At 63.7% G+C, this 15,941-nt stretch carries 15 protein-coding genes; 5 read left to right on the plus strand and 10 right to left on the minus strand.

Going from position 1 to position 15,941, the window contains the following annotated elements:
* Positions 1-117: 117 nt before the first annotated feature.
* A complete protein-coding gene (locus tag RB623_RS15045) occupies positions 118-444 on the minus strand; it encodes a hypothetical protein (protein WP_308057682.1) in 327 nt (108 codons plus the stop codon).
* A gap of 144 nt (positions 445-588) precedes the next feature.
* On the opposite strand from RB623_RS15045, the gene RB623_RS15050 reads away from it, so the two are divergent.
* The 3 genes from RB623_RS15050 to RB623_RS15060 all read left to right on the plus strand — a co-directional run bounded on the left by RB623_RS15050 (position 589) and on the right by RB623_RS15060 (position 4,028).
* Positions 589-741 carry a hypothetical protein gene (locus RB623_RS15050; RefSeq protein ID WP_374121677.1) on the plus strand — a complete coding sequence of 51 codons (153 nt, stop codon included), beginning with the start codon at positions 589-591 and terminating at the stop codon, positions 739-741.
* A gap of 344 nt (positions 742-1,085) precedes the next feature.
* Positions 1,086-2,495, plus strand: coding sequence for a DUF1254 domain-containing protein (locus RB623_RS15055; RefSeq protein WP_374121678.1), 1,410 nt, complete (start codon positions 1,086-1,088; stop codon positions 2,493-2,495).
* A gap of 15 nt (positions 2,496-2,510) precedes the next feature.
* A complete protein-coding gene (locus RB623_RS15060) occupies positions 2,511-4,028 on the plus strand; it encodes a DUF1254 domain-containing protein (protein WP_308057684.1) in 1,518 nt (505 codons plus the stop codon).
* A 48-nt stretch (positions 4,029-4,076) separates the two neighbouring features.
* On the opposite strand, the gene pqqE is transcribed toward RB623_RS15060, so the two are convergent.
* From pqqE to RB623_RS15100, 8 genes are all read right to left on the minus strand, one after another.
* A complete protein-coding gene (gene pqqE, locus RB623_RS15065; protein ID WP_308057685.1) occupies positions 4,077-5,207 on the minus strand; it encodes a pyrroloquinoline quinone biosynthesis protein PqqE in 1,131 nt (376 codons plus the stop codon).
* Positions 5,204-5,533, minus strand: a complete 330-nt coding sequence (pqqD, locus tag RB623_RS15070; RefSeq protein WP_308057686.1) for a pyrroloquinoline quinone biosynthesis peptide chaperone PqqD — start codon at positions 5,531-5,533, stop codon at positions 5,204-5,206. Before pqqD ends, pqqE begins: the two co-directional genes overlap by 4 nt.
* Positions 5,530-6,312 (minus strand): pyrroloquinoline-quinone synthase PqqC, encoded by a 783-nt coding sequence (pqqC, locus tag RB623_RS15075; RefSeq protein WP_308057687.1) that lies wholly within the window; start codon positions 6,310-6,312, stop codon positions 5,530-5,532. Before pqqC ends, pqqD begins: the two co-directional genes overlap by 4 nt.
* Before the next feature lie 37 nt (positions 6,313-6,349).
* Positions 6,350-7,285, minus strand: a complete 936-nt coding sequence (gene pqqB, locus RB623_RS15080; protein ID WP_308057688.1) for a pyrroloquinoline quinone biosynthesis protein PqqB — start codon at positions 7,283-7,285, stop codon at positions 6,350-6,352.
* A 391-nt stretch (positions 7,286-7,676) separates the two neighbouring features.
* Positions 7,677-8,249, minus strand: coding sequence for a PQQ-dependent catabolism-associated CXXCW motif protein (locus tag RB623_RS15085; RefSeq protein ID WP_308057689.1), 573 nt, complete (start codon positions 8,247-8,249; stop codon positions 7,677-7,679).
* A gap of 19 nt (positions 8,250-8,268) precedes the next feature.
* Positions 8,269-9,126, minus strand: a complete 858-nt coding sequence (locus tag RB623_RS15090; RefSeq protein ID WP_308057690.1) for a substrate-binding domain-containing protein — start codon at positions 9,124-9,126, stop codon at positions 8,269-8,271.
* A 1-nt stretch (position 9,127) separates the two neighbouring features.
* Positions 9,128-9,664 carry a c-type cytochrome, methanol metabolism-related gene (locus tag RB623_RS15095; protein WP_308057691.1) on the minus strand — a complete coding sequence of 179 codons (537 nt, stop codon included), beginning with the start codon at positions 9,662-9,664 and terminating at the stop codon, positions 9,128-9,130.
* Between the two features lie 172 nt (positions 9,665-9,836).
* Positions 9,837-11,612 carry a methanol/ethanol family PQQ-dependent dehydrogenase gene (locus RB623_RS15100; protein WP_374121681.1) on the minus strand — a complete coding sequence of 592 codons (1,776 nt, stop codon included), beginning with the start codon at positions 11,610-11,612 and terminating at the stop codon, positions 9,837-9,839.
* Between the two features lie 863 nt (positions 11,613-12,475).
* Here RB623_RS15100 and RB623_RS15105 point away from each other — a divergent pair.
* Positions 12,476-12,829 (plus strand): hypothetical protein, encoded by a 354-nt coding sequence (locus RB623_RS15105; RefSeq protein ID WP_308057693.1) that lies wholly within the window; start codon positions 12,476-12,478, stop codon positions 12,827-12,829.
* A 351-nt stretch (positions 12,830-13,180) separates the two neighbouring features.
* Here the strand turns inward: RB623_RS15105 and RB623_RS15110 are convergent, their stop codons facing one another.
* Positions 13,181-14,035, minus strand: a complete 855-nt coding sequence (locus tag RB623_RS15110) for a quinoprotein dehydrogenase-associated SoxYZ-like carrier (protein ID WP_308057694.1) — start codon at positions 14,033-14,035, stop codon at positions 13,181-13,183.
* A 198-nt stretch (positions 14,036-14,233) separates the two neighbouring features.
* On the opposite strand from RB623_RS15110, the gene RB623_RS15115 reads away from it, so the two are divergent.
* Entirely contained in the window at positions 14,234-15,931 is a 1,698-nt protein-coding gene (locus RB623_RS15115; RefSeq protein WP_308057695.1) for an amidohydrolase, read from the plus strand.
* Positions 15,932-15,941 lie beyond the last annotated feature (10 nt).

The following is a 15,941-nucleotide window of genomic DNA, read 5'->3' on the forward strand; positions in this document are numbered from 1 at the left end:
AGCAGGTGGAGATCAGCGGCCATCTCCAAAGCCGCTTTGATGTTCCCCAAGTTTTGCCGGCAGTCATGCTGCGACGATAGATGGCGACAATACCGCCAGAGATTCGCCTCCCGACTGTCAATCGGCGGGGGCGCCAATTGTGCCGAGATAGGCTCCGTTCTCTTCGAACCGGCAATCGAAGCCGGTATCGCGGTCGTCGTTTTCGCTATCCACAGTGCCCAACACCAGAAGCTTTCCTCCACGTCGAATTGGCGGATCGGTCGTAATGTCCTCGGGCTGCACTTCAAATTTCGCCGCGACCGCCTTCTGACAAAAGATGGTCATTTCGCCCTCGGGAACGATAGTTCCGAGGCGGGGTTCTTCTGCCGCGTTCCCGCTCCGAGCTACAACGCAGCCAACGATCGCAAGCGTTAGCAGCATGCCCTTCGAGTGATATGTCATCATCGTATATCGCTCCTTGTTTCAAGACATGTCTTGAGCCTCAAGCTTGAAATTGCTTCGCGAAGCCGGGACAATGCCCAGCCGACGTTACTTGAGGGTGAGCTATTACGCTAGGAAATCTGTAATGATATTGTCCTTATCCGCCACGTGGCCGGCGCCGATCGGCTGGCGCAGGATACCGGCACCGTCGCCACCAGCGTCATCCTGCGGATTAAGGGTGCGCTGATTTTCAAGGTGCACAATGTGGCGATGAACCGCGACGCGCTGGCCTTTGCGGATGCAATGGTGGAGAGGGAGTAAGGCAGCTTTTGCGGATTGAGCCAGAGGCCAGGTTTGAGCCTCGAATGCTGACCGAGATTGTGTGAAACTCAAGTTGGACGCTACGCACAAAAATATCGTTCCTCGCAGGTCGCAGGCTTAGAACGTCCATGATTATCGAGCGCTACCGATAAAGGATTCGGATGGTGTCCTTTGCATGAGAGAAGCGTTTCCCTACAGTCTGGATTTAATGTCGATATTGCGCGGCAAGTAAGCCGTACACTGCGCCTATATCGCGGCGCTATATTTCTGCGTAACGGTTGCGCGCTTGCTTCCGCCGAGCCTTCCCGCCATGATCGCGTAGCGATCGACACCGGGAGGATGCGATGTGGCGACTGATCCTGGCTGCGGCGGCTCTCGTGATGGCTTCCGGGCTCCTACACGCACAAGACTTTTCTCCCGCCGAACTGCAGAAGCGGGCCATCGAGCGCCGCGCCGTCGAGGCGGTCATCTGGGGCATGCCTGCGGTCAACTACGATCTCATGTTGCGGGAGATGCTGACCAAGACCGAGGGCAAGGTGAACCAGGTCACATATTGGTCCCGTCCGGTCGACTGGCACAACCAGACGCTCACACCCAATCCCGATGCGATCTATTTGATGATTTTCTTCGACACGAAGGAAGCGGGGCCGATCGTGATCGACGTTCCGCCGGCCGACGGAGGCTCGTTCGCCGCCAATATCGACACCGTCTGGCAGATGCCACTCGAAGACGCGGGACCCTATGGCGCGGACAAGGGCGCTGGCGGCAAGTACCTGATTCTGCCGCCAGGCTATGAAGAGAGTGTGCCCGACGGATACATCGCCGTCCAATCCGAGACCTTCGCCGGTTATGCGCTGTTCCGCTCGAACCTCGCGAGTCATGGCGATGCGGACATCGCCAATGCGGTGGCCTACGGGAAGCGGCTCAAGGTCTATCCGCTCTCACAGGCGGCAAGTCCTCCCGAGACGAAATACACCGACGCGACGGACGTTCTCTACGACTCGACCATTCCCTACGACATGCGCTTCTTCCAGTCGCTGGATCGCATCGTGCAAAGTGAGCCGTGGCTGACGCGCGACAAGGCGATAATCGATCAGCTCAAGTCCATCGGGATAGAGAAGGGCAAGCCTTTCGCTCCCGATGCCGAAACGACTGCGATCCTGAATGCCGCGGCAACCGAAGCGAGAGCCTTCCTCGATCACATGTATGAGGCCGGCTATCCGCCGTTCTTCCCCACGGCGCATTGGGCCGTGCCGGCCTTTCCCGATCTCGTCAAGGCTGGATCCTCGGGATACGCCGAGACGGACATTTACCCGGTCGACTATCGCGCCCTCACCTACAGCATGGGCTATATCGGAATAAAGCGCCTCGGCACCGCACAGACCTACCTCATCGCGAACAAGGACAAGGATGGCGAACCGCTGGCCGGCGACAAGAGCTACCGACTGCACGTGCCGCCGAACGTGCCTGTGGAACTGTACTGGTCGGTGACCGTCTACGATCGGGAGACGCATGCACTGGTCAAGAACATGGACCGTGCCAGCCGCGCGTCGAATACCGCGGAAGTGCAGACGAACCCCGATGGATCGACGGACATCTTTTTCGGCCCCAAGGCGCCGGAAGGAAAGGAGTCGAACTGGGTCCCGACCGACCCGCAGCGCGGCTTCGAGCTGCTGTTCCGGCTCTACTCGCCGACCCAGGCGCTTTTTGAGAAGAAGGCCTGGACGCTTCCCGACGTCGAGAAGATGAACTAGCGGAAGGAGCAAGCCATGACCAGCAATCCCAGCCTTAACCGTCGAGACATGTTGCTCGCCGCCGCGACGCTTGCAGCAGCTTCGGCGGTCGACGCCAGCGGCGGCGTCGGTACGGCTGAGGCGTCGGAGCTCAACCCGCAACCGTTGCCGCCCTCGCCCGATTGGGGCCGGGCGCTGCGGCCCGGGCCGGATGCGCGCGTCAAGATCACGGAGGCTTATGCCGACCACGTCGCGCGCGATGCCTTCTTCTGGGCCTGGCCGCTGGTCAACATGTACAACCGCCGGCTGGCGTTCTCGAAGTTCAAGGAACATAGGTACAGCGGCCCGCTGCTCGAGGCGCCGCTCAATGAACTCACCATGCTCACGGACTATGTCAATCCGGAAGAGCGCAATGTCGCCTGTCCCAACCAGGACGTCGTTTACGGTCTCGGGTTGCTCGCGCTGGATGTTTCCCCTGTCGTCATCCAGGTGCCGGATTTCGGCGACCGGTTCTGGGTCTATCAGATCGTCGACCTGCGCACCGACAGCTTCGCCCAGCTCGGCAAGATGCACGGCAGCACTCCCGGCTTCTACCTTCTTGTCGGGCCTGACTGGCATGATGAGGTGCCTAAGGGAATCACGCGCGTCTTCCGGTCGTCGAGTAACACCGGTCTGGCCGCACCACGTATCGCCCAGGAGGACACGCCGGAAGACAAGCGGGCGATTCAGGATGTCCTGACTGGAATCATGATGTATCCGCTCGCCGACTATGACGGACGGATGAAACGTATCGAGTGGAGCAAGCTGCCAAAAGTTCCCGGCGCCCCGCCCGGCGAAGAGGAAACGCGGTGGGTGTTTCCCGAAAAATTCTTCGACGAGTTGCCGGCTGTGCTGGCCGATGCGCCGCCGCTGCCCGGCGAGGAGGCGCGCTACGCGCAGGTACTCGCGGTGCTCGCGGCCGCCAAGGATAATCCGCAAATGAAGCAGGGGATGATCGAGGCGGCCAAGGACGCGGAAGAAAAGCTGGTGAACCCGCTGTTCCAGTTCCGCAACTATGGCCAGCAACTGCCGCACCACTGGAGCACGATCTCCAACGAGTCCGCGTTCGGAACGGACTACTTTACGCGCACCGCCGTTGCAAAGTCGAACATCCTCGTCAACTCGCCCGACGAGACGAAGTATTTCTATCAGGACCTCGATGCCTCGGGCGAACGGTTGAACAGTGACAACCGGTACACGGTGACGTTTCCGAAGGACGGAACGCCGCCCGTGAACGGCTTCTGGTCGCTCTCGATCTACAACGAGCACCACTTCTTCATCGCCAACCCGATCAACCGCTTCTCGGTCGGCACCAAGAACAAGGATTTAAGTCTAGCCGCAGACGGCTCGCTGACGGTCTACGTCCAGGCCGATGAGCCTGCGGACGCGGTGCAGCGCGCCAATTGGCTGCCGGCGCCCAAGGGCGACTTCTCGCTCTACGTGCGCGCCTATTGGCCGCAAGCGCCGGTCATGGACGGCTCATGGACGCCGCCTCCGGTACAGAAGGCGGGCTGAACTGGGGCGAGTTGGGGCTTGGGCGAGCGCATTTTTGCCGGAACGCCCTCACTCCACCAACTCCCTCAGTCGCGCCATGGCTCCGATGCGGCGGTAGACGAAGGGTTCGGCGCGGTCGTGTCCGGCGGCGCTGGCCTGCGCCTCCTCGATCAGTTTTGCCATGCGGGCGTGAAGCGGGGATTTCGCGCAGGCCGGGTCGGTGGCGGCGGCGTCGCCGGCGATCGCCATTGCCTGGCAGCGGCAGCCGCCCCAGTCGATCTCGCGCCGCTCGCAGCTTCTGCAGGGCGCCTGCATCCAGTCGGTGCCGCGGAACGCGTTGAAGGCCGGCGAATCGCGCCAGATTTCGGCCAGCGTGCGGTCGCCGAATTTTTCGAAGGTGAGCTGCGGGATCGAGGCTGCGGCATGGCAGGGCAGCACCGTGCCGTCCGGCGCCACCATGAAGGCGTCGCGCGCCCAGCCGCCCATGCAGGGTTTCGGGTAGGTGGCGAAATAGTCGGGCGTGACGAAGTCGATATTGAGGATGCCCGTCAGCCTTTCGCGCGCTTCCTCGACGATCTCCGCCTGCCGCTCTACCGTCGCCCGGTCGGGCATGAGGGCGTCACGGTTGACCAGCGCCCAGCCGGCATATTGCACATTGGCGATCTCAAGCCGTTCGGCCCCGAGCGACAGCGCCAGCTCGATGAAGGCCGGCACTTCCTCGATGTTGTGGCGGTGGATCGGCGCGTTGACGGTGAGCGGCAGGCCGGCGGCGCGCGCCCGGCGCGCCGTCTCCAGCTTCTTCTCGTGGCTGCCGGCATGGTTGGAGACGAGCTCGGTGGTAGTCGGCCGCGCGCCCTGAAAACTCAATTGCAGATGGTCGAGCCCGGCCTCGGCCAGCGCCTCGATGCGGCCCTCGGCGATGCCGACGCCGGCGGTGATCAGGTTGGTGTAGACGCCGCGCCCGGCAAGGCCGGAGACGAGTTGTTCGAGGTCGCGGCGCAGCGTCGGCTCGCCGCCGGAGAGATGCACCTGGAGCACGCCGAGATCGGCGGCCTGGCGGAACAGCCAGGCCCAGGTCTCGGTGTCGAGCTCGCGGTTGGCTTTCAAAAGCTCGGTCGGGTTGGAGCAATAGGGGCATTGCAGCGGGCAGCGGTGGGTGAGTTCCGCCAGCATGCCGATCGGGGGCAGCAGTTCGGTCATAGCTTCACCAGCAGTTTGTCGGACCATTCCTGCAGGAAGGTTTCGACGTCGGCCGCGACGTCCGCTTCCGGCGCGTCATATTCGGCGGCGAGGCCGGCGACGATCTGCGAGACTGTAGCGCTGCCGTCGCAGCGGCGCAAAATGTCGAGGCTGATGTCGTTCGGCCAGAACACTTTTTCGGGCGCAAGCACGGCATCGGCCTGGCGCACCGGGTCGTACTGGATGCGGACGTGGCGCGGCAGGGCGGGGATGGAGTGGGGCGAGACGAGGGCGCGGGCGCGGGGCAGGGTGGCCGGTGAAGGCGGGGGTGTGAAGGCGACCGTCATGCGCCGTCCTCCCGATAGGCGCCGGGCGGGATGTGGCCGGCGCCGCCATAGGCGTGTTCCAGCGCATCGAGCATGGCCCAGAGGATATCACATTTGAACACCAGCGCGTCGATCACGCTTTGCTGGCGCTCGGGCGTGTCGGCGTGGCGCATCACATAGGCGAGCGCGAAGTCGGAATCGCGCGACGCCTGCTCGGGGCGCTTCTTGAAATAAGCCAGCGTGTCCTCGGTGATGTAGTCGTATTTCGCCAGCATCGCCGGCACGCGCTCGCCGATGATGACGGGGGAAAACAGCTCGGTCAGCGACGAGGCGACCGCTTCCAGGAGCGTGCGGTTGGCGCAGAAGGAGAGATAGGCGCCGACGGCGAAGCGCGTGGCGGGCAAGGCGAGCCGCTCGCTCTTCACGGCTTCCGCGTCGAGCCCAAGCGAGGTGGCGAGATAAAGCCAGCGGGCGATGCCGCCGCTCCAGCCGTCGTCGCCGTCATGGTCCTCGATGCGTTTTCGCCACTCGGCGCGGAAGGCGGGGTCCTCGGCGCGGGCCAGGATGGTGGCGTCCTTGCGCGGGATCACCGCCTGGTAGCAGTAGCGGTTGAGCGCCCAGGCCCGCATCTCCAGTTTCGACAGCGCGCCGGAGGTCATCTTGTGATGGAAGGGGTGGCGGTTGTGGTAGCGCTCGGCGCCCACCTTGCGCAGCACGGCCTCCAGTTGGGCGGGCGACAGGCCGTCCTTGGCGGCGTCGTGGAAGCTGCGGGGGGCGATGCCGACTGTCATGACGTTCATGCGGACCTCCGCTTCGCGCGTTTCTCGTGCAAATTGGTCACAGCACGATCTCCATGCCGTCATGGGCGACGTCCCAACCGGCGGCGCGCAGCGCGGCGCGCTCCGGCGAGGTGTCGTCGAGGACAGGGTTGGTGTTGTTGATGTGGACGAAGACGCGACGGCCGATCTTCAGGCCGGAGAGCCCGGCCACCGAGCCGTTCTCGCCCCACATGGCGAGATGGCCCATGCGCCGCCCGGTCTTCTGGCCGACGCCGGCCGAAATCATCTCGTCGTCGGTGAAGACGGTGCCGTCGAAGAGCAGGCAGGCGGCGCCGTCGAGCCGCCCGCGCAAGCGCTCGTCTATGCGGGCGCAGCCGGGCACGTAGAAGGCGGAACGGCCGGCGCCGGCGGCAATGCGCACGCCGATCGTGTCGCCGGCCTCGGAGCCGAAATCGGCGTCCGGGCGGCTGGAATCTTCCAGGTAGAGCGCGATCTTGCCGGGCACGGAAAAGCTCTCGGCGGACACGCCGGTCTCGCGGTTTTGCGCGTCGCGGATGGCTACGGTCTCGCCGGGCGGCAGCAGCCGGCGCGGCACCAGCGCGGGGTCGAGCACGTTGAAGATGGAATTGGCGGCCAGCACGTCAAGCACCCGCCGGCTGGCGTAGATGGCGAACGGCTCGCGCTCGCGCAGGCTGAGCAGGCCGGCGACATGGTCGACATCGGCATTGGTGAGCACCACGGCGCGGATCGGCGTGGAGCGCAGCGGCGCGTCCGGCGCAGGCTGCAGTTCCGGCGTCGCGGCGATCTGCTGGCGGATGTCGGGCGAGGCGTTGAACAGAACCCAGCCGGAACCGTCGGCGGAGGCTGCCAGGCTGGATTGGGTGCGGGACAGAAATCCCGGCTCGCCGGCGCGCGCGGCGCGGCTCAGCCGAAAATTGCAGTTCCATTGCGGGAAACCGCCGCCCGCCGCCGATCCGACGATTTTCAGGCGCATGGCCGCGATCCGTTTGCAGTTTGTGGCCAGGCCAACACTCACCTGTCTCGCGAACGGGCCGCGAGCTCGAACTCGAGAATGCGGTATGCGGCGCGCGCCCTGCTGGCAGGGCCGCGCGCCGCCGCGGTCGCCTACTTCTTGGGAGCGATCTCGGCAGGCAGATACCGCGAGATTTCCATGCCGGCCGCGACCTGGCACATCGTAGGCTTCTTCCAGCTTTTCTTCATGCGTTCCTCCTGTTTTCCCGGCCCTTTCGGCCGGATTTCGCCATCATTGCCGCCGCGAGGCACCGTTACGCGACGACACGTCCATCAGTCGAAAATGGACAAACAAATAAGAAGGTTCTTGGACAATACGAAAACATACAAATGTGGCGTGTCTCAGTCGAGTTTTATTTCTTCGCCTCCCATGGCCGACTTTTCTCAAGCGGCAGTCCGGTCTTTTCCCATCCATCGGAGCCCGGCGGATACCAGAGCACCCCGCCGAAGCCCCATTCCACCGCCCGCTTCGCCGCGTTCCACGACATCCAGCAGTCGGTCATGCAGTAGAACAGGATCGGCCTTTTCTTGTCGGATCCGATCTGGGCTTCGATGCCCGCCTTGAAATAGGCGGCCGTCTCCGCGTTGATCTCGCCGTAGCCGACATTGGCTAGCCAGATGCTGCCCGGTATGTCGCGCCGTTCCTTGTCCTTCCAGATCGTGCCTTTCGGCAGGTTGGCCGGCTTCGGCGCGTCGGGCATGACGTCGATGAAAATCGCCGTCTTCTGCCGCCACAGCGCCTCGGCTTCCTGCGTGGTCACGACCCTGGCGCCTTTCAGCGTTTCCGGCACGGGCGCCCGGTAGTTTTCCATCCGGTAGCCGGCGGGTTCTTCCACCGCTCCGGCGGATGCCGGCAAGGCGGAACAAAGCAGCGCGGCCATCAGGATCGAAAATGCCTGTCTTGCCTTCTTCCTCCTTCTGTCCATGCCGATCGGTCCGCCGCATCTATTGCGTGATCGGTTTGTCCTGTTCGTCGATCAGCGGCACGCCATAGCCGAGCAGGATCTTGTTGATCTCGGCCTGGTTGTCCTTGATCAGCCGGTTGAGCGTGCGTTTCCATTCCTGGTCGGAAGGCCGCACGCCCATGGTGATGCGATAGGTCATGCGCGAGCCCGCCTTGTCCCTGGTGAGCGGCACCACGGCGATGTCGGCATTGGATTTCGCGTAGTAGCCGCCCATCGGGCCCCACACCACCGCCGCGTCGATCTCGCCGGACAAGATGTCCTTGACCATCAGCTCGGCAGGCGAGGCTGTGAAGCGGGTATCGACCATCAGCCCGTAGACCTTGGCCTTCTTCATCAGATTGGCCTTGGCCATGTTGGACGACGGCGGGGTGCTCTGCACCACGCCGATCCGCTTGTCGGCCAGTTTGGGGTCCTCAATCGTCTCGACGCCGTCGAGACCGGAGCCTCGTTTGTAGAGCAGCACATAGGCGGAGCGGTAATAGGCGTTGGTGTTCTGCACCAGTTCGTCGCCCTGGGCGTAGCCCATGATGATGTCGCAGCGGTTGGCGCGCAGCGTATTGCGCACGAACCCCATCACCATCGGGAACCAGGTGTAGGAGACGGACTTGCGGCCGGTCTTTTCGGCGACCAGCTCCGCCAGCTTGTTCTCAAATCCTTCTCCGCTCTCGTCGGTGAAGGGCATGTTGGAGGGGTCGGCGCAGACCCGCAGAACGTCCGGATCGACCAACTCGCCGGCGGCGCCGACGCCGGCGCTCTGGGCCAAGGCGGCGGACGGCAGCGCAAGCGCGCCGCAGAGCACCAGCGAGGCGAAAAGCCGTGGGGCGCCGCGAACACTCATGTCAGCCGCCCATGCACGAAGCTTCGTGCTCCTTGGCGGCCGCCGGCTTGTCGGCCTTCTTGGCCGGCCGGCCGCGCGGCAAGTCGCCGACGGCGCGGGCGCGCAGATAGACGTAGAGGTCATCCATGTAGCAATAGACGTTCTTGTTGTCGCCGAACGCGGGCATGACGCTTTCCTTGCCGGCGCCGAGGTTCTTGCGGCCCTCCGCGACGATCGACAGGAAGGTGCCGTAGTCCATGGTCTTGATGGAGTCGACAAGGGCTGGCGCATAGGTGGAGCCGACGCCGTCCGGCCCGTGGCAGACATGGCAATCGGAATTGAAGCGCCGGTAGCCGCTGAACGTATACCAGTCGACCGTGCCGTCGTCCTGAATCTTGAAGGTGGGGTTGCCGTCGGCGTCCATGTATTTGCCGCCGTCGTCGCTCGCCGCCGCAGCCTTCTCCTTGCTGTCCGGCTCGCTGGCGCTCTGCGCGAAGGCAGGGCCGGCCGAAGACAGGGCGAGCAAGACAAGCAGCGACATCGTAGTGCGAAACTTCATTATGGACCTCTTCCTTCGTTCGCCACGGACACAGCTCTGCTGTCGCAATGCGGCGGTGACAGTTCGTTGTGGGTGGCGAAATCTGGAGCCCGACCGGGGATCGTGTCGGGCCGGGCTCCGTTTTCGTGGCCTATAGCCTAGAAGGCGCGGGCCAGTTCATGGTTCCCGGAGATCACTCCGGAAGACCGAAGACGGTGAGCTGGCCGCCCAGCGTCGTGTACTCGGCAAGACCGGCATAGCCGCCCACCGCGCCCAGGCCGGCGGTGCCGACCACCTGCGCTTCGTCGCCCTGCTCACGGCCCTGGTCGACCGCGCCGTGCCATGCCGCCGCGTTCTCCGGAGCGAGCAGGCCGCCGGCGAGACCGATGCCGGCCCAGCCGCCGACACCCGACAGCACGGCGATATACTGCTTGCCGCCATGTTCGTAGGTGTTGACGTTGCCGATGATGCCGGACGGGGTCTTGAACTTGTAGAGTTCGTTGCCGTCCTTATCGATCGCCTTGATGTAGCCTTCCAGCGTTCCGTAGAAGACGATGTCGCCATCGGTCGCCAGTGCGCCGGACCATACCGAGAACTGCTCGGGCTTCGACCAGACGATCTCACCCTTGGCGGCGTCCCAGGCGATGAAGTTGCCCATGCCGCCATGGCTGTCGGGCGCCGGATACATCGACACGGTGGCGCCCACATAGGGCTGGCCGGCGGTGTAGCTGACGCGGTAGGGCTCGTAGTCCATGCAGACATGGTTGGTCGGCACGTAGAACAGGCCGGTCTTCGGCGAATAGGCCGCCGGCTGCTGGTCCTTGGTTCCCAACGCCGCCGGGCAGACGCCGGTGGTGTTGACGTCCTCGCCGTTCTGCTGGGTCGAGTATTTCGCGACGACCTGCGGGCGGCCATATTGGTCGCTGTTCTTGTCCATCACGACTTCGGTCGCCCAGTTGACCTTTGGATCGTAGGGCTTGGCGACGAGCAGCTCGCCGGAGTTGCGGTCCATGGTGTAGGCGAAGCCGTTGCGGTCGAAGTGGACCAGAACGTCGTGCTTGGCGCCGCCCACGTCCATGCCGTCGACGAGGATCATCTCGTTGACGCCGTCATAGTCCCACTCGTCGTGCGGGGTCATCTGGTAGACCCACTTGGCAACACCGGTGTCCGCGTCGCGGGCGAAGATGGTCATCGACCACTTGTTGTCGCCGGGCCGCTGCACGGGGTTCCAGGTCGACGGGTTGCCCGAGCCGTAGAACACCAGGTTGGACTTGGGATCATAGGCGTACCAGCCCCAGGTGGCACCGCCGCCGGTCTTCCACTGCTCGCCTTCCCAGGTGCTGATGCCCGAGTCCTTGCCGACCGGCTTGCCGAGCGCCATGGTCTTCTCGGGGTCGAGAAGCGTGTCGGAGTCCGGGCCCATCGAGTAGCCGCGCCACACCTGCTTGCCGTCGGCCAGATTGTAGGCCGCGACCCAGCCGCGCACGCCGAACTCGCCGCCGGAGATACCGACGATCACCTTGTCCTTCACCACGATCGGAGCGTGGGTCGAGGATTCGCCCTTGCCGCCGTCGATCTGGTCGCCGTTCTTGATCGACCACGCGACCTTGCCGGTCTTGGCGTCCAGTGCCGTCAGCATTGTGTCGGCCTGGTTGAGGATGATCTTGCCGTCGCCATAGGCCACGCCGCGGTTGACCGTGTCGCAGCACATGATCGGGATGACGTTCGGATCCTGCTTGGGCTCGTATTTCCAGAGGATCTTGCCGTCGTTCTTGAGATCGAGGGCGTAGACGATGTTCGGGAACGGGGTGTGGACATACATGACGTCGCCGATGACCAGCGGGCCGCCCTCGTGGCCGCGCAGGACGCCGGTCGAGAACGTCCATTTGACCTGGAGGTTCTTGACGTTGTCTTTGGTGATCTGGTTCAGCTTCGAGTAACGGGTATTGGCATAATCGCCTGTCGGCATCGCCCAGTTCTTGGGGTCAGAGGCAAGCTTCTGCAAGTCGTCGTTCGCCCACGCTCCATAGGCCGAGGCGCCGGTCAGCAGCGCCGCGGTCAATGGAATGAGGGTGGCCTTCTTGAGTACACGCATCGAATATCCTCCCGGGGTTCACAATCAGGAATCAATTGTCTTGCCCACAAGGGCTTGCCCAAGCGATTCATGTGGTGGGAAGTATTTCCGGCAGCGTGTCACGACCTAAGCCAGATGAGCGGAGGGCACCGTTACCGCCCACCTCACTTGGCCTACGAAAGACTGTCGCCGCTCCCTTTAGACGGTGACGCCCTTGAAGCCGGAAACAGGGAAAACCTATGTCATTTGACCGAGGCAGGCAAGCAAAAAGCCCCTGCGGATGGTGCAATGCAAGATATCATTTTTGTGCAGCGCAATATAGATCGAATAAAATCTAAAATTGTTCAAATCTCCGGTATTGCTTTCCCGTGAGTGGGTTCCAGACGTATAGAGGAAGTCAAAATCAGGCATCGCTCGCCCGGTTCCGAAACTATCGCACCGCAAGGTGGACGATCGAGTTCTTGCCATTGCCTGACGGGGCGCGGGATTTTTCGTCGAAGATTTGAACTGTATCGAGGCGCGTGGCCGCGAGCTCTTCGCAACAGGGTCTTCAAATCCGTTGCGGGGCGAAAAGTCGGCCTGTCTGCCAATCCTCCTTTGGTCCTATAGCCTTTCGTCCTATCTGCACCACATCATCGGGCCGGAGCCTTCGGTGCGGGCAAAACGGTTGGCAATCCGCCCGCGCCGGCTATAGAATCCGGCCTGTTCCGCCCGGCGCCGCGCCGCCTGGGGAGATGGCCGAAGCGGAGGAGTTTTCCATGCGCTGGCGAGCAAGACCGTTCCGCCTGATGTTCTGTCTCGCCGCGGGCATCGCGGGCGCCCTTCCGGCCAACGCCGCCGGCGACTATCCGACCACCGCGCTTGCCGATTACGTCCTGGGTTGCATGCAGTCCAACGGCCAGACGCGCGATTCGCTGGAACGCTGCTCCTGCTCGATCGACGTGATCGCCTCGATCATGCCCTACGATGACTATGAGAGGGCCGAGACGTTCCGGCGCATGGCGCAACTGAACGGCGAGGCCAGCGGGCTGTTTCGCGAGAGCGCGCCGGCCAAGACCGCGGGCTCGGCGCTGCGCCGGGCGCAGGCCGAAGCGGATGTGCGGTGTTTTTGAGGCCGCAACCGCGACATAAGCGATACCAAATCGGGTGGGTCGCGATCCCCTCACTTGCGATTTCTAACACTTAGCTGTCGCTGACGGGCTTCGCCCTGCTCCAGCTAAGATGTTGAAATCGCTTTCTCTCCCGCGAGGGGAGAGATATCGCGCGTCGCCGTATCCGCTAGTCTCCAACCTTGGCGACTAATGGTGAGATCACGGCAGTTCCTATCTCCCCTCTTGCGGGGGAGAATGGATTTTCACGATCTTGGCGGAGCGCCGAGCCGATAGGTGAGGAAGAAGCGACGCCAAGTCGTATAAAATCCAAGAGAGGGGCAATTCGCCGTCATACCTTGACGTTGATGCCACTCACAGCCCCGTCGCTTCCAGCGGCCATTCGTCCTTGAAAACTTTTCCGTCGGTGTCGACCGCCTCGACGCGGATGTCGCCAGTTCCCTGGACGTCGAAGTCGAAGCGGAAGTTGGGATCCTCCGAGATCGAGATGCCGCCTTCCATCGACAGGATCGGCCTGTCGGCCTGCGAGATCGTCAGCTTCTGGACGAAATGCGCGGGGATGAAATATTGCGTCAGCGGGTCGCGCTGCAGCCCCGAATTGTTGGGATGGCGGATCATCAGTTGCAGTTCCTCGGCCTTCGACATGGTTTCCTCGGCCGGGAACTGGCGCAGCTTCATCTGCCCCATCGAGGCCAGCGCGTCCTTGGAATTTTTGACCGCGGGCGCCGAGCAGCCGCCGGAGGCTTTTACGAAAGTCTGCGTCATATGCAGTTCGCCGCTGCCGGTCTCGGCGATGGCGCGGATCCACGAATAGTCGTCGACGCGCACCCGGGTCGACAGATGCGTGACGCCGGCGTCTTTACCGAAGGTGAAGGTCGCCGCCACCGGGGCGGGGTTGACGTCGATGATCATGGTGACGCCCTTGACCCCGTCCGGCGCCTTGGCCGGGTCGATATAGATGTCGACCGGCACGAGGGCGGCGTCCTGCGCGCGCTTCGGCGCCTCGATGCGCACCAGCCCGGTGTCGGCCAGGATGGTGCGGTCGCCGAACACGTCGCCCTTCAGGCCGGTCCAGATTTTTTCCGACGACGCCATGGTCTGCTGGGCAGCGGCCTTGCCGGACAGGCCGGCGAACGCCAGCACGATCGCCGCAAGCAGGGAAAGCCAGCGGGAGCCGGAACGCCGGTCCGCGAGAGTGTGAAATCGCATCAATGCCTCCACCGGGAGAGAGGTGGTGCCCAGGCTGGGAGAGATATTATGCCTCGGCGGGGTGATTGGCAAATCAGCGGTGCGTGAGATGGACGCAGAAGCGGCGTGACGCCCCCGTTTCGGAAGATGCCGCCCTCCTTGACGCCTCGCGCGCGGCTTGCGACCTTTGTCCGATGCACGGAACAAGGGAGGACGGCCGTGTTCAAGAAGCCAAAAAGGATCAGCGTGCTTGCGGCCTTGCTCGCCGTGCCGCTCGGCGCGACGGGTGCGATGGCGGACGGGCAGACCGTGGTGCTGCGCGGTGCGCGTGTGCTTACCATGGACGGCGCCAAACCCGAGGCGCAGGCGATCGCGCTGGTCGAGGGAAAAATCGCGGCGGTGGGGTCGGACGCCGACATCGAGCCGTATCTTAAAGGCGCGAAGGTCTACGACCTGCCGGCCGGCGCGCTGGTGCTGCCCGGTTTCCAGGACGACCACAACCATCTGATCTGGAGCGCCACGCAGGCCGAGGATATCAGCCTCACGGATGTTTCGGATGAAGCGGGGCTGCGCGCCGCGATCGAGCCGGCCATGGCGAAATTGCCGAAGGACGTCTGGCTGCGCGGCGGCGGCTGGAGTGTCGGCGTCTACAAGGAGCCCTCGGCCAAGGCGCTGGACGCGATCACCGGCGACCGGCTTGCCTATTTCGACGATGTCGACGGCCATTCGGGCTGGGCGAACTCGGCGGCGCTGAAGCTAGCCGGCATCGACGCCAGCACGAAAGACCCAGAAGGCGGACGCATCGAGCGCGATACGCAGGGCAATCCGACCGGCCTGCTGCGCGAGAACGCCATGAGCCTGGTGTCCTCGCTGTTGCCGGAATATCCGGACGCGCAGGTCGACGCCGGCCTGGCGAAAGGCCAGGCCGAGGCGATGAGTTTTGGCATCACGGCCATCATCGACCCTTCGACGGAAGAGTGGATGCTGAAGGGTTACCAGCGCGCCGACGCCGAGGACAAACTCAAGCTCAGGGTCGAGGCGGCGGTGAAGATCGACGCGGAAGAAGGGCCCGACGGCGTCTACCGCGTGCAAAAACTGAAGAACCAGTACACCTCGCCGCATCTTGAAGTGACGTCGGTCAAACTCTTCGTCGACGGGGTGATCGAGACCGGCACCGCGGCGCTACTGGAGGCCTATGTCGGCTCGAATTCGGCCGGCGACGCGCTGTTCACGCCCGAGATACTCAACGGCATTGCGATCGCCGCGGACCGCGTCCACCTGCAACTGCACGCGCACGCCATCGGCGACCGCGCCGTGCGCATGGCGCTCGACGCCTTCGAGGCGGTCGAAAAGGCCAACGGCAAGCGCGACAGCCGCCACCAGATCACCCATCTGGAGCTGATCGATCCGGCCGACATCGAGCGCTTCAAGGAACTCGGCGTGGTCGCCAACATCCAGGCGCTGTGGGTCTATCCGGACACCTACATCGTCGACCTGACGCAGCCGAAGATCGGGCCGGAACGGTCCGAATGGCTCTATCCGTTCGGCGCGCTGAAGAAGGCGGGCGCGACCATCGTCGGCTCCAGCGACTGGAGCGTTTCGTCGATGAACCCGCTTGAGGCGATCCAGACCGGCGTGACCCGCCAGGACATCGCCGATCCGAACGGCAAGGTGCTGACGCCGCAACATAAACTGGACGTCATGGACATGCTGCGCGCCTATACGGTGAACGCCGCCTATGCTGCCTTCGACGAGACCGACTCCGGCACGCTGACGGTCGGCAAGCGCGCCGATGTCGTGGTGCTCGACCGCGACGTGACCAAGATACCGGCCACAGAGATTGCGTCCGGCAAGGTGCTGGTGACGCTGATCGACGGCGAAGCGGTGTATGAGGCAGAGGGGGTGGCGGGGAAGTAGCTCAGATCGT

This window comes from Mesorhizobium sp. LHD-90 (genome assembly GCF_030929505.1).
Classification (GTDB): domain Bacteria; phylum Pseudomonadota; class Alphaproteobacteria; order Rhizobiales; family Rhizobiaceae; genus Kumtagia.